Consider the following 12,634-nt stretch of genomic DNA (forward strand, 5'->3'; position numbering starts at 1 on the left):
AACCCACTCACGGGTCCCCCCGCAAAACACGAGGTCAGCGCGGGGTTTGGCGGATCTGGCTGCCCCATCCGACGCGGAGAGCGTCCGGCCACGCGCATATTAATCTGCCCGTACGGAATTCCAGTCGCGAGAGGAATTTTGCGCGTCGCCCGTGGCACATTAGGGCGGCATTTCTGCAGAGGAGATGCTCCTGAAGAACACTGCGGGGACTGCTCGTTGCTGCATGGCTCAACGCTAGGGATAACCCGTCGAGGATAGGTGCAGGAGTAATCCAAGAATTGTCAAAGATTGCCCGCGTGCTGGCCCGCAAACTCTCAGGGCCGTCCTCGCTGATGGAGTTTTTGTGCAGATAATGGGACTTCCGAGGCCCTTAGCGCCCAATATGTGTACAAAAACTCGGAACCGCGGGGGGCCTGTCCAGCCTCCAGAACAGCACACGGCCCCCGGAAGCAAGTGCTTTCGGGGGCCGTGCCGGCTATCTTTGCCGGGCTAGGGCGTCAGCGGTGCGTTGAGGCCGTCGGTTGAGGTGCGGGCTGAGGGACCCGTTTCCCGGATCGGACCGAGTTTTTGTACAGATAATCGGACTTCGAGGGCCTTTAGCGGCGAATATCTGTACAAAAACTCGGGACTGCTAGGGGCGTTCCTTGAAGGATTCGACCTTCTGCGGGTCGCGTTCGGCCACGGGGTCCAGCAGCTCGTCGATCTTGGTCATGAGGGCTTCGTCGAGCGTGACCCCGGCTGCCTTGGCGTTGTCTTCGAGCTGTTCGGGCCGGGACGCCCCGACGATGGCGGCGGAGACATTGCTGTTCTGCAACACCCAGGCCACGGCGAGCCCGGCCATGGACAGGCCGGCCTCATCCGCAAGGGGTTTCAGCTGCTGGACACGTTCGAGGATGTCCTCGGTGAGGTAGCGGTTTTCCTTCAGCGACCCGTCCTCGGCCGCGAACCGGGACTGCGCCGGGGCGGCCTGACCCGGAAGGTACTTGCCGGTGAGGATGCCCTGGGCGAGCGGGGACCAGCAGATCTGGCCGATGCCGAGCTCCACGCTGGCGGGGACCACTTCCTCCTCGATGACGCGCCAGAGCATCGAGTACTGCGGCTGGTTGGAGATCAGCTGGATACCGAGCTCCTTGGACAGGGCGGCTCCGGCCCGGATTTCATCGACGGTCCATTCCGAGACGCCGATGTAGTGGGCCTTGCCGGCCCGGACGACGTCGGCGAAGGCCTGCATCGTCTCCTCGAGCGGTGTCTCGTAGTCGTAGCGGTGGGCCTGGTAGAGGTCCACGTACTCGGTGCCCAGCCTCGCCAGGGACCCGTTGATGGATTCCATGATGTGTTTGCGGGACAGCCCTCGGTCGTTCTTGCCCTCCCCGGTGGGGAAGTAGACCTTGGTGAAGATCTCAAGGCTTTCGCGGCGGGTGCCGCGCAGTGCCTCGCCGAGCGCGCTTTCAGCGCGGGTGCCCGCGTAGGCGTCGGCCGTGTCGAAGGTGGTGATGCCCAGGTCCAGCGCCTTCCGCACGCAGGCGGTTGCGGCGTCCTGGTCGATCTGTTCGCCGTGGGTGACCCAGTTACCGTAGGCCAGCGCGCTGATGTACATTCCGGATGATCCGAGCTTGCGGTATTCCATTAGGTCTCTTCCTTGCCCTCAGTGGAGATGGTTGAAGTGAACGACGGCGGTGCGGTGGTTCGCCGCAGTACCAGCCGGGTGTCGATGGTTCGGTTCGCCGGGGCCGCCCCGGGTGCGGCGCTGAGGGTTTCGAGCAGCAGTTGGGCGGCTGCTTCCCCCTGCCCCCGGATGTTCTGGTCGATGGTGGTCAGGTCCATGACTTCCGAAAGGTCGTGGTTGTCGAAGCCAACGAAGGAGATGTCCCGTGGAACGGTCATTCCGGCAGCGCGCACCGCCCCGAGGGCACCGAAGGCCATCTCGTCCGATCCAACAAAAACCGCGGTCGGCATCCCGGACGCGGAAAGGAGCCGGGTCATGGCCTCCGCCCCGCCGGCCACGGAATTGGCTCCGAACTGTTCGAGCCCCTCGTCCAGGGGAATCCCCGCGGCCAGCAGCGATTGGCGGTACCCGGCCAGTCTCGAAACTGGAGGTGTGCTGCCAACGGTGACCTCTTCGGCGTCGTCGATTCCGATCAGTCCGATCCGGCGGTGACCCAGATTGATCAGGTGCCGGACGGCGCTACGGGCGGCCGCCCGGTCGTCAACGCGCACGCTGCCGAAGACGTCGGAGCCCTGCCCGAGCAGGACTACCGGAAGACCGAGGGCGCGCAGGCTGTGGGTCTCTTCCTCCGACAACCGCAGCGAAAGCACCAGGACGGCATCGGCGCGCCCCCGGAGTGTCTGTCCCCCGAAGAAGCGCCGGCGCCCGTCGGCATCTCCGAGCTCGTACAGCAGCACGTCCCGCCCGGCGGCCCGGAGCGCCCCGCCGGCACCGGAAATGACCTGGCCAAAAAACCACTTGGTGGCATCCGGGACGATCACGGCGATGGTGCCTGTCACGCCGGTCGCCAGCCGTGCCGCATTCGGCGACGCCAGGTACCCGGTCTCGGCCGCTATGTCCTTGATCCGCTGGCGGGTTGCCGGCGAGACGCCGGGAAGGTCACGCAGCGCCCGGGATACCGTGGACACGGCCACTCCCGCCCGCTCCGCAACCTCTTCAATCTTCGCCGTCACAGCAAGCTACAGTACGGGACCCACGTCACACTGCACAAGCGCTTGCACAACAAAATCGCTGGTGAAAAAGGGATCGCTTTCTCACCTCCCGCAAGCGCTTGTGTTGATGCGCTGCCGCTGATGCACGCCACCCCGGATACCCAAGGCGGCGGTTACTTGATGCCTAGGAAAACCCGACGGCGGCACCCCCGGAAGGGGCCGGCCAACCATGGATGGGGGGCCGCTTCCGTGCCTTTTCTCCATGGTGCGGCGGCGAGGCTGATTCCTGGGCCCCGCGTGACTCGCGTCGGCGAGGGGGAGGGTGCCGTGGAGGGCGCCGTGGAGGGCCAAGGCGAGCGGAGGGCAGTGTGATGAGGAAGGGGCTTCTGCTGCTGCTGTGCGTTCCGGTGCTCGCACTGTCTGGTGGACAGGTCTGGAATGAAGCCTGCGCCAAACCTCCGGCGACTGTCTTGCCTGGCATCGTGGTCGACATGGGAGCGGGCGTCCCTCCGGCGCCGCTTGCGCGGAGGCCGCTTCCGCCGCTCCCTCCGTCGGGGTACATCGCCGTTAACCGGTAGGGGGCTGCTCCATCATGAGCGCCCGAGCCGAGGGGCGCGGCGCCACATAGAACAAGCGGTGGAGAAATTAGCGAACATTTTGTTTGCCTATTTCTGATCCCGGGCTGTAATCTCCCAATTTAGGTTTACCTAACTAAGTACCTCCACTCTCCCCTCGCATGGCGGCCGTGTATCGCAGCACGGTCGCACCCGCCGGTCCGCCGGCGTCCCTGAAAGGCAGCAGCATGTCCCCAGCAGCACCTGCCCCGGCTCCGCCCGGCGCACCGCAGTCCATTCACGAACCGCCCATTCACGAACCGCAGTCCATTCACGAACCGCCCATTCACGAACCGCAGACCAACCATGCCCCGGCCAGCCGGAAAAGCCGGCGGATCCGCTTGGTTATGCTCGGAGCCTTGTGCACGGCAGGCTGGACGGCTTCGCTGCTGGTGGGTCACTTCGTTGACTGCGGTCCGGAACTGCACCGGATCGGGCTCGCCGTGCACATCCTTGCCCTGGTGCTTTCCTTCGGCACCATTCTGGTTGTCGACTGGCTGGGTTTGCTGTGGCTGCTGGGCAAGGTGCAGATGCACGAGTCCGGGAAGCTGGAGGCCGCCGCGAAGCCGCTGATCTGGGGCGGGCTGGCCTTGCTGCTGGTGTCGGGCGCCCTGATCGACCCCGATCTGACCAACCCGGTCACGGTCATCAAGCTCGCCTGTGTCCTGGTGCTCATGCTCAACGGCCTGAGCATCGCGCCGGCCATGCACCAGCTGCTGGCCCTGCCCACAGACACCCGCTTCGGCGAACTCGGCCGCAGGCTGCGGTTCAGGCTGATGGTCGCACTCAGCATTTCGCAGGCCTGCTGGTGGACGGCCGTCCTCATCGGCCTGATCAACAGCACGCTCCGCCGCTGGGCGGGGGTCTGAAACTCCGGCCTGCCGAAGCAGGGGCCGGCTGCCGTTAAGGCACCGGGTCCGGGGAGGGCTCCGCCGTTCCCGGTGCCATGCCGGTTGTCGCGCGGCAGTCGAGTGTCCGGCAAGCAAAATACTCGCACGCCAACCTTGGAAAAACCTTTGGCGTGCCGAAGCTCGGCGGTACGTCCGCGTACATTCGGGAAGCCGAAGCCTTTCCGCCAGGCCCGGAAAGCATGGGGAACATTCCGGGCCGGGCGATCGGACCAGCCATCTTGCCCTGACAGCTGACCTGTTCTGAGTAAGGCAACCTTGTCTCTCGGGCCTTGGGAAAAGGTGGGATCACCTTGGGGGCCCCAACGGTCACCTTCCCCGTCATCCGGCGCCTCAAGCATCCCCCGCGTGCCTGCAACCTGGGGGCGTAATCTGAAAGCAGGCCGGCGGCGGACGAGTCCGATGGTCCCCATGACTGAAGGCTCACCCAGCCCGCCGTCGGTCCCCGCCCGCGATAATGGCTGGCCCGGCGGGACCGCGAGCGTGGCGGGGACAATGCGTAGCGGAGCTACCCGCCCCACACGGAGAACGAGCCTGAGTGACCGGTGATCACGCTTTGGTAGATCACGAAGAGGCCAGCGAGCACGCCTAGAGCCAGCGCTACGACACGGGCGGGACGGGAACGCTGGAGTGCGGCCAGCGCTGGAATGCGGTCGGCCAGCGGCGTGAAGGTTGCGGCGAGCATCAACAGAACGAGGAAGAAGAAGACGATGGCGGTCACCTTCAGGATGTCGCCCTGCCGGGCGTGGGCCTGGATGGCGTCCGTGGCGCCCCGGGTTGACTGCAGCTGCTCGCCGGCCTGGGCGGTGATGAATGCCAGCGGGGCAAGGATCAGTGCCAGTACGCCCAGTGGCCAGGCGAGATATCGGCGGGTCCGGCCGGCCAGGCCGTAGATGACGGCGCCGAGCCCGGCCAGAGGCCCGAAGACGACGACGCCGTGGACCAAAAGAATGTGGGCCGGAAGGCCGCCGATCAGCAACACGGGAATCTCCTTGCAGGTCAGAGAGGCGCGGGCACCTCGAATCTAACATCCGGAGAGCTGGTGGCCTATGGGGTGCTGCCGCCCCGTTGCCGGCCCCCTTAGCCGACCGTGTTGCCGGTCCCGTTGCCAGCCCCCGCGCCGGACTGACGGCGGGCGGCAACAGACCGGAGGCCCAGCCCCGCCAGTGCGATGGCCAGGGCCAGCAGGACTGTGGGAAGAGCTCCTCCGGCCGGGCCAAGGGTTGCCGCCAGGATTTGCCGGCTCATCAGCAGCATCTCCTGCAGGTCGCCCGCCATCGCCCGCGTCCCGAGGACGTAGCTGACGGAGATGAACAGGGCCGGCACCACCCATAACAGGGCCAGGTCGGCGAGCCACACGACGGCGCGCCGCGCAGGACGAAGGCCGCACCAAGCCAAGGCACAGCCGACGATGATCGACGGGACCCAGCGCGCCACCGTCGGCACCGCAGTGGGGATGTTGGTCTGCCCGACGAAGCCGGCAACCCACTCCCCAGCCCAAGACGTGAACGGCACCGCCACGAGTCCGGCGCCCAGCGCAGCCAGGGCCCGTGATCTCGACGCGAGGAGGGCGAACGCCACGAGGCCCGCCGCGATGCACGCGATGACGCCGGCCAGCAGGCCGGCGAAGTAGATCCTCGCCAGCGCCCCGTCCGTCAGGCCGCCGTCGAGCACCGTGAACGACTGGACGGCGGCCGAGAACTGTACCGCAAGAACGCCGGACGCCGCGCACCACACCACCAGGCGCCGTCGGGCCGGCTGCCAGATGCGGACGGCGCGTCCGGCCATTGCGCCGCCCGCGGTGAGGAGGGCCACGAGGGTGGTGAGTTGGTACTGGCTCAGCGGCAGCAGCGAGATCGGCATCTGCTCCGGCAGGACCTCGGTGGCCCACGAGTTCTGCAGCGGCAGCTGCGCCCCGGTGATCAGCCACGGCGCCAGGCCGAGCAGTCCGGCCAGGATCCCGAGCAGCCACGCCAGGGCGGCATCCGCGGCGAGTATTCGCTTTGTTTGCTGAAGGGGACGCGTCTGGTCGGGCAGGCTCACGGTGGCTCCTTGCGTGCAGCGGCGGTCGGGGTGGCGCGCAAATGAGCGGGCAGGTAAATAATACACCGAATGGATTAACCGCCCGATGCGGAAAATTTTCACAGATGCTGAAACTTTCAGGAATTTCCCGGAGGGTTCGGACGTTCCTTGGATAACGCCGCAGGCGTACCGCGCCGGGGGCGTAAGGGAGAGGACGAGGCGATGAAAAACATCGGCCGATTTGGACCCCGAAACTCCGCTGCGGACGCAACGGCCCCACACCCTTGGAGCCGGTATGTGGCAATGGGAGATTCGTTTACCGAGGGTGTTGGCGACCCCGAGGAACGCTGCGCCGGAGGGCTCCGGGGCTGGGCGGACCGGGTGGCAGAGGAGCTCAGCGCGGGGCGGACGGATTTTGCCTACGCCAACCTGGCCATCCGTGGCCTGCTCCTGGGCCAGATTCTTGACCAGCAGACGGAACCAGCACTGCAGCTGAAGCCGGACCTGATAACGCTGTCGGCCGGCGGCAACGACATGGTGTTCCACCGGACCGATCCGGACAAGCTGGCCGCCAAGCTGGAGGCCGGCGTCGAACGGCTCAGTGCCACCGGTGCCACCATCATGCTGTTCGCCGGGCCGGACTGGCGGCGTACGCCGATCCTGGGGCGGAGCCGCTCCCGGATAGCCATCTTCAACGAGAACATCCGCATTGTCGCCGCTGCACACCACTGCCTGCTGGTGGACCTGTGGACGCTGCCTGGACTCAGGGATCCGCAGATGTGGGATCCTGACCGCCTGCACTTCTCCCCGTTGGGCCACCACACCATTGCCATGCAGGTGCTGGACACCCTGCAGGTTGCGCACTCGCTGCAGCCCCTGGAACCGAAGGCCCTGCCGCGCAGCAACTGGCGCGACGCCCGTGCCGGGGACATCGCCTGGGCGCGGAACTATTTCCTGCCGTGGGCGTGGCAGCGCATCGCGCCGCAGCGCATTCCGCTGCCGCTCGTCCACGATCATCCGGCCCCGGAGCCCCTGTTGCCGAAGCGGCCGGTGTTCGCCCCGGTCTACGCCGTGCGGACCGTGGCGGTGAAGGCCGTAGCTGAATTCCTGGCGTAGGCGCCTGTACGCCCGGCGTCTGTGGGGGGAAAGTACGACGGCGGGTGGTGCGGCGTGTGCCCGGGTCTGGTGCGGTCCATGGTGCCCGGGCAGTATGGATGGATGGCGCAGCACCTGGACCTGCCTCCGCACTTTTACGGCAAGCTGATCGAGACGACCGCTCGCGTTGTCACGTGGAATGTGTGGGGTCTCTATGGTCCGTGGCAGGAACGTGAGGCTGCCATCGTCAGCACTTTGGCGAACGCCCGGCCTGATCTCCTGGTGCTCGCTGAAGCATGGGCGAAAGGGGAGGACAGCCAATGCGCCAGGTTGGCCGGCCCGCTCGGGTTGCCGCACCACGCCTTCAGCGGCGTAACGGCGCAGGAAGATGAATCAGCACTCTCCGGGGTCGCTGTAATGTCACGGTGGCCCCTCAGTTCCGCGGCCAGCATGACCTTCGGCAGCCTGCGTGTGCAGTATGCCCTGATCGACGGCCCGCGCGGCCCGGTACAGGTGTATGGAGTGGTGATGGATGCCTGGTGGTTGGATGAAAGCCGGGCACGTCAGGACTCCGTCCGCGGTCTGCTTGCCCATCTGCACGCGGGCCAGGATGATCGAACCCCGCTGATTGTCTGTGGCGATTTCAATGCGGATCCCGACAGCGACGAACTGCGCATGATGACAGGCCGGGCCGCCGCGCCGGTCAGCGGACTGTCCTTTTACGACGCCTGGGAAGTCGCTGGCCCAGGCGGCCGAGGCAGCACGTGGTCCAACGCCAACCCGTGGGCCATGCAGCTGTTATGGCCGGAACGCCGGATCGACTACATTTTCACAGCGGCCCCACGGCGTGGCGGTGCTGGCCACCCTGTCGCTGCGGCTCTGCTGGGCACCGGCCCGGTGCGCGGCACCTACGCGTCGGATCACTACGCGGTCCAGGCCGCCATCCGTTACTGACACCACCCGTGCCGGGTCCGCGGTGCTGGTGAGCATCCGACGGCGGTGGTCACCCGCCGTCGGAGGGTTAGCCGACGGCGGGCGCGAAGGCGATGTTGGAGAACTCGCGTCCCGTGGTGGCTCTGATCCAGTCGATCACGTCCTGCCGGTCGGTGCGGTAGGAGAAGTTCGTTCCCTTGCAGTACCGGTTGTGGTTGAACGAGGTGATGCCGGTGATGGTGTTGGATTCTGCGGTGCCGTAGAACAGCGGTCCGCCGGAATCGGCGGTGCAGGTGCCGCCGAGTCCGTTGCCGTTGCCGTTGGTCTGGACGTTGTAGCCGTCGGCGCTCGCGCTGGTGAGATTGGTCAGTTTGGACTGGGCCATAAGCCGTTCCCGGAATGAGGTCTCGCCCGCTGCCGGGTTGGCCGCGGAAATGCCGTAGCCGCTGGAGGTGAAGGTGGTGTCCTGCTGGCCGCGCTTGGTGGCCAGTGCATCCAGGGTCCGCGGCGCGGCGAGGCGGGCGTACTCGTCGAGCACGATCGGCTGGTCCAGGATCACCAGGCCGGCGTCCTTGGTTTCGGGGACCGCGTCCATGCTGGTGTAGCCGTAGTTGTACATCTTGTGCGAGGTGGCGCACTGGGTTCCCAGCGTTCCGTCCGCGCAGGCGCCCGGGTAGCCGGTGTCCGGGTCTGTCCCGGTTTCCGGGCTCCAGTCCGTGCCGGCGTCCTGCTGGAAGTAGACCCGCGCCGAGGAAACGCCGGCGGTGCAGTGCCCGGCGGTCAGGAACACCGTCGGCGTCAGCAGGGAACCGGAGCACCTGTGGTGGAACCTGCCGTCGGGACCGTAGAAAACGATGAGCCCGACGAACGGGTGCTCGGTGTCCTTGACGTAGTCGCCGGTGATTGCACCGGCCGGAACGGCCGTCGTCACGGCCAGCATTGCAGCAACGGCCAGCGCACCGCTTCCGGCGCGCAATTTCTTCAAAAAGCGCATACAAGCCCCAGCTTCTAGTTGCACGGGCAGCCGGCAACGCACGTCGGAGTACGCGGCAGGCGCCAGAAAATAAGTCACCGCCCGAACGGGACGGTGACTCAAGATACCACCCGAAAGTGACTGTTTTTTCTTGAGAGAACCCCTTTTATCACGGTTGCGCTATCCACGCCCTCGGGGCCGGAACGGCTGCGCCGGCATTGCCGCGGCCGTAACTTGAGCAAACCTTGAGGGAGTGCAGCAGACCGTGTTTTTTTCTTGATCGAGTATTGATCGGCTAGCCCCAGCGATCTTGAGGTTCCCGCAGGAGAGTGGTCAGTACCGGCACAGAAGACCGGTCACACTCAGTCCGCGGGCCGGACTCCATTAAGAAACGGAAGTTCGCCATCATGGGTCTCAACCTGAACTCCACCACCGGCAAGGTCGTCGCCTCCCTGGCACTGGTCGGTAGCGCAGCCGCCGTCGCTGGACTCGGCACGTACGGTGCATTCACCTCCACCACCTCGGCGTCCACTGACGTCTCATCCGGCACCGTGGCCATCGCCGTGGGCACCTCCGGTGCGGCCAACCGCCTCAGCGTAGCCGCCACCGGGCTGGTTCCCGGCGACACCGTCCAGCGCGCCGTCACCCTGACCAACGCTGCCGGCAATCAGGCACTGGCCGGTATCAAGCTGACCACCACGGCACCAGTCACCTCCAAACTGGACACCGACCCGGCCTTGGGCCTGCAGCTGACCATCGACACCTGCTCCGTTCCATGGACCGAAGCAGGAACCGCACCGGCCTACACCTACACATGCTCCGGCACCACGAACAGCGTTGTGGCCTCTCGCGCCGTCATCGGCACTGACCTGTCGCTGACCAACCTCACCAGTGTCGCGGCCAACAAAACAGACAACCTCCGGGTCACCCTGACCCTGCCCACGGGCGCCGACAACACCTTCCAGGCCAAGAGCAGCACCATCGACTTGTCCTTCACCGGCACGCAGCGCTCCGGCACCGACAAGTAACCCCAAACGTCCCCTCCGCCGTCTGACCCCCAACAGCGGCGGAGGGGGCCCATTCCGGAAGGCAGGCAGACATGACAGGAGCAACGGGAGCCCCGGCATTCGGCACGGCTAACTCCGCCGCCCCGGCTACAGGCGCGCTGCACACGACGCACCGTATCCTGGTCCGTCTGGTGACAACCGCGCTTATGGCTGTCGCCGTCACCGCCTTCCTTTTCCTGGCCGTCGGCCCCCGATTCCTGGGCTACCAGACGTCCACCATGCTCACTGGTTCCATGGCGCCGCTGATCAACCCGGGCGACGTCGTGGTCTCCGTCCCAATGCCTGTCAGTTCTCTGAAGACCGGCGACATCATCACTTACAAGATCCCGGTCGAAGACCAGCGCGTCGAGACGCACCGGATCGTCGAACTCAAACGGAACGCCGACGGCGGCACGACAGTACGGACCAAAGGCGACGCCAACACCGGGGTGGATCCCTGGCAGGCGACCATTCAAGGTGACACCGTGGACGTGCACACCGCCACGGTGCCCTACCTTGGGACAATAATCCGGTCCCTGCGAGAACCGGTGGTCCTCATGGTTCTGACCTACGTAGCGCCCGGGGTCCTGGTGCTCATGCTGCTGACCAAGATCTGGCGGAAGGGACCTGACGCTGTCAAGGGGTCCCTGGATGCGGCGGACGGTGCGTCGGCGCAGGCCGCCGGCTGAACCGCAAAGCTCGAACAGGCACTGATCATGGCTGACATGGCGGCGGCCCTAACCGCGGCGCGCGACGTCAATCTCCACCTGCAGGACCTCCATGAAGCCCTCGCCGCCCGTCCGCCGATAACCTAGTGTCCGAACCACAGCCCACGACGAAAGCCGCAGCCCGTGTCCAGTAGCCGTCAGCCCGCCGACACGAAGAACGTGTCCCGGGCCTGGCGTGCCGTCTCCGTTACCGGAATGGCGATGCTGCTGGTGAGCGCACCGGCAATCGCCCAGGCAGCGTTCAGCGGCAAGGCCTCCGGTCAGGTCATAGCATCTACCCTGGTCCTCGCCGCACCAAACAACGCAAGCGTGACGGCCACGTGCGGCACCGGCCGCGCACTGAGTGTCACCGTCAACAGTTACGGAACAGTCCCGCGGGCCACCTCCTACGAGTTCATCCTGCTTGACCCAAGCGGCGCCGCAGTTCAAACCACCAACGGATCGTACTCAGCGCACCCGGCAGCCAAAGGCACCTGGACGTACCAGGTCCGCGGCAACTACACGGCCGCCCCCGGCAACGTCTGGACCGGCACCCCGTACCAGGGCACTGTCACCTGCTGACTGCGCTCGGGGGAATGGTCCTAGTGCTGGTAGATCTCCCGGCGGTGACCTACAGCAATAACCAGAACGATGAGTTGGGCATCCCGGATCTCGTAGATGATCCGGTAATCGCCGGTCCGGACTCGCCAGTCGTTGCGACTGCCGGCGAGCTTCTTAGCTCCCGGGGGACGCGGCGTTTCGGCCAGAAGTTCGATGGCCGCCTGGATGCGGCGCCGGGCCTCTGGCGGAAGTTTGCGGAGTTGGCGCACGGCAGCCGGAGCCACCTGGATGGCATGGCTCACGCCAGGCCGAGCTCAGCCTTGACTTCCTCCCACGGCACGGGGCTTTCACCAGTGTCTGCCATCTCCGCCCGCGCGGCCTGGGCCGCTCGGAGGTCCTCCAGGTCCTCGGCGGACTCAATCAGCCGGGCGAGATCATCAGCGTCGATCAAGGCTGCCACGCGGCGCCCACGGCGTAGCAAATACACAGGCTCGTGACTGACGCGGGCCGTGTCGACCGCCTCTGACAGGCGGCTCCGAGCATGGGTCACGGTCATCTCAGTCATACAGGAATTTTAGCCACGTTTTCCGCCGAAATGTACATTAAAGCGAAAACCGCGAAAACGGCAGAGTGTGGCTGTTTACTCAGGACGAAGGTGGGCAGCCGCTGGTTTGGGGCGGCAGTGGTCCTCCTAGGTGAGTGACTCCAGGAGCGCGGTGCAGGCGTCTTCGCAACGGCGGCAGGCCTCGGCGCAGATCCGGCAGTGCTCATGCATGTGCGCGTGCTTCTCGCATTCAGCAGCGCACGCGGCACAGGCGGTCCGGCAGGCCTCGAGCATGGAGCGGGCGATCGCGGAGCTGTCACCGGTCTGACGGGTCAGGACGGCACCTGTCACGGCGCAGATGTCCGCGCAGTCCAGGTCGGTCCGGATGCACCTGGCGAGATCAGCGACCTTCTCTTCGGCCAGGCAGGAGTCGGCGCAGGCGGTACAGGTCTGGGCACATTCGAAGCAGGCGGCAATGCACGCGGCCAGCATCTCCTTGTCCTCCGTGCCGGTGCCCCCGGGGTGGGCATTGAGCATCGCGGTGATGTGGTGCGTCATGGTCTGCTCCTGTCG

At 66.0% G+C, this 12,634-nt stretch carries 14 protein-coding genes; 6 read left to right on the forward strand and 8 right to left on the reverse strand.

Annotated elements, in window-relative coordinates:
* Nucleotides 1–631 precede the first annotated feature (631 nt).
* Together AC57BR_RS19955 and AC57BR_RS19960 are read right to left on the reverse strand one after the other, a co-directional pair.
* Complete coding sequence (locus AC57BR_RS19955; protein ID WP_496363739.1) at nt 632–1,627, reverse strand: aldo/keto reductase family protein; 996 nt, start codon at nt 1,625–1,627, stop codon at nt 632–634.
* Nucleotides 1,627–2,679, reverse strand: a complete 1,053-nt coding sequence (locus tag AC57BR_RS19960; RefSeq protein WP_496363741.1) for a LacI family DNA-binding transcriptional regulator — start codon at nt 2,677–2,679, stop codon at nt 1,627–1,629. Before AC57BR_RS19960 ends, AC57BR_RS19955 begins: the two co-directional genes overlap by 1 nt.
* A gap of 781 nt (nt 2,680–3,460) precedes the next feature.
* Between AC57BR_RS19960 and AC57BR_RS19965 the strand changes: the two genes are divergently transcribed.
* The gene (locus tag AC57BR_RS19965) at nt 3,461–4,141 is read left to right on the forward strand and encodes a hypothetical protein (protein ID WP_496363743.1); all 681 of its coding nucleotides are present in this window, start codon (nt 3,461–3,463) and stop codon (nt 4,139–4,141) included.
* 547 nt (nt 4,142–4,688) lie between these two features.
* Here the strand turns inward: AC57BR_RS19965 and AC57BR_RS19970 are convergent.
* Together AC57BR_RS19970 and AC57BR_RS19975 are read right to left on the reverse strand one after the other, a co-directional pair.
* A complete protein-coding gene (locus tag AC57BR_RS19970) occupies nt 4,689–5,162 on the reverse strand; it encodes a hypothetical protein (RefSeq protein ID WP_496363745.1) in 474 nt (157 codons plus the stop codon).
* A gap of 98 nt (nt 5,163–5,260) precedes the next feature.
* Nucleotides 5,261–6,223 carry a hypothetical protein gene (locus AC57BR_RS19975; protein WP_496363747.1) on the reverse strand — a complete coding sequence of 321 codons (963 nt, stop codon included), beginning with the start codon at nt 6,221–6,223 and terminating at the stop codon, nt 5,261–5,263.
* 282 nt (nt 6,224–6,505) lie between these two features.
* Here AC57BR_RS19975 and AC57BR_RS19980 point away from each other — a divergent pair, with 282 nt between their 5' ends.
* Nucleotides 6,506–7,318 carry an SGNH/GDSL hydrolase family protein gene (locus AC57BR_RS19980; protein WP_496363749.1) on the forward strand — a complete coding sequence of 271 codons (813 nt, stop codon included), beginning with the start codon at nt 6,506–6,508 and terminating at the stop codon, nt 7,316–7,318.
* Between the two features lie 102 nt (nt 7,319–7,420).
* On the forward strand, nt 7,421–8,251 hold the full coding sequence (locus AC57BR_RS19985) for an endonuclease/exonuclease/phosphatase family protein (protein WP_496363751.1): 831 nt from the start codon (nt 7,421–7,423) through the stop codon (nt 8,249–8,251).
* Nucleotides 8,252–8,318: 67 nt separating this feature from the next.
* Here AC57BR_RS19985 and AC57BR_RS19990 read toward each other — a convergent pair whose 3' ends face one another.
* The gene (locus AC57BR_RS19990; protein WP_496363753.1) at nt 8,319–9,215 is read right to left on the reverse strand and encodes a trypsin-like serine protease; all 897 of its coding nucleotides are present in this window, start codon (nt 9,213–9,215) and stop codon (nt 8,319–8,321) included.
* 395 nt (nt 9,216–9,610) lie between these two features.
* On the opposite strand from AC57BR_RS19990, the gene AC57BR_RS19995 reads away from it, so the two are divergent.
* The 3 genes from AC57BR_RS19995 to AC57BR_RS20005 all read left to right on the forward strand — a co-directional run bounded on the left by AC57BR_RS19995 (nt 9,611) and on the right by AC57BR_RS20005 (nt 11,538).
* The gene (locus tag AC57BR_RS19995; protein ID WP_496363755.1) at nt 9,611–10,231 is read left to right on the forward strand and encodes a TasA family protein; all 621 of its coding nucleotides are present in this window, start codon (nt 9,611–9,613) and stop codon (nt 10,229–10,231) included.
* A 71-nt stretch (nt 10,232–10,302) separates the two neighbouring features.
* Nucleotides 10,303–10,938, forward strand: coding sequence for a signal peptidase I (locus AC57BR_RS20000; protein ID WP_496363757.1), 636 nt, complete (start codon nt 10,303–10,305; stop codon nt 10,936–10,938).
* Between the two features lie 162 nt (nt 10,939–11,100).
* On the forward strand, nt 11,101–11,538 hold the full coding sequence (locus AC57BR_RS20005; protein ID WP_496363759.1) for a SipW-dependent-type signal peptide-containing protein: 438 nt from the start codon (nt 11,101–11,103) through the stop codon (nt 11,536–11,538).
* Nucleotides 11,539–11,558: 20 nt separating this feature from the next.
* Here AC57BR_RS20005 and AC57BR_RS20010 read toward each other — a convergent pair whose 3' ends face one another.
* The 3 genes from AC57BR_RS20010 to AC57BR_RS20020 all read right to left on the reverse strand — a co-directional run bounded on the left by AC57BR_RS20010 (nt 11,559) and on the right by AC57BR_RS20020 (nt 12,619).
* Nucleotides 11,559–11,819, reverse strand: a complete 261-nt coding sequence (locus AC57BR_RS20010) for a type II toxin-antitoxin system RelE family toxin (RefSeq protein ID WP_496363761.1) — start codon at nt 11,817–11,819, stop codon at nt 11,559–11,561.
* Nucleotides 11,816–12,082, reverse strand: a complete 267-nt coding sequence (locus AC57BR_RS20015) for a type II toxin-antitoxin system Phd/YefM family antitoxin (protein WP_496363763.1) — start codon at nt 12,080–12,082, stop codon at nt 11,816–11,818. The genes AC57BR_RS20010 and AC57BR_RS20015 overlap by 4 nt, the downstream gene beginning before the upstream one ends.
* A 126-nt stretch (nt 12,083–12,208) precedes the next feature.
* Complete coding sequence (locus AC57BR_RS20020) at nt 12,209–12,619, reverse strand: four-helix bundle copper-binding protein (protein ID WP_496363765.1); 411 nt, start codon at nt 12,617–12,619, stop codon at nt 12,209–12,211.
* Nucleotides 12,620–12,634 lie beyond the last annotated feature (15 nt).

The organism is Arthrobacter sp. BGA-UO-ETr-C19 (genome assembly GCF_059568005.1).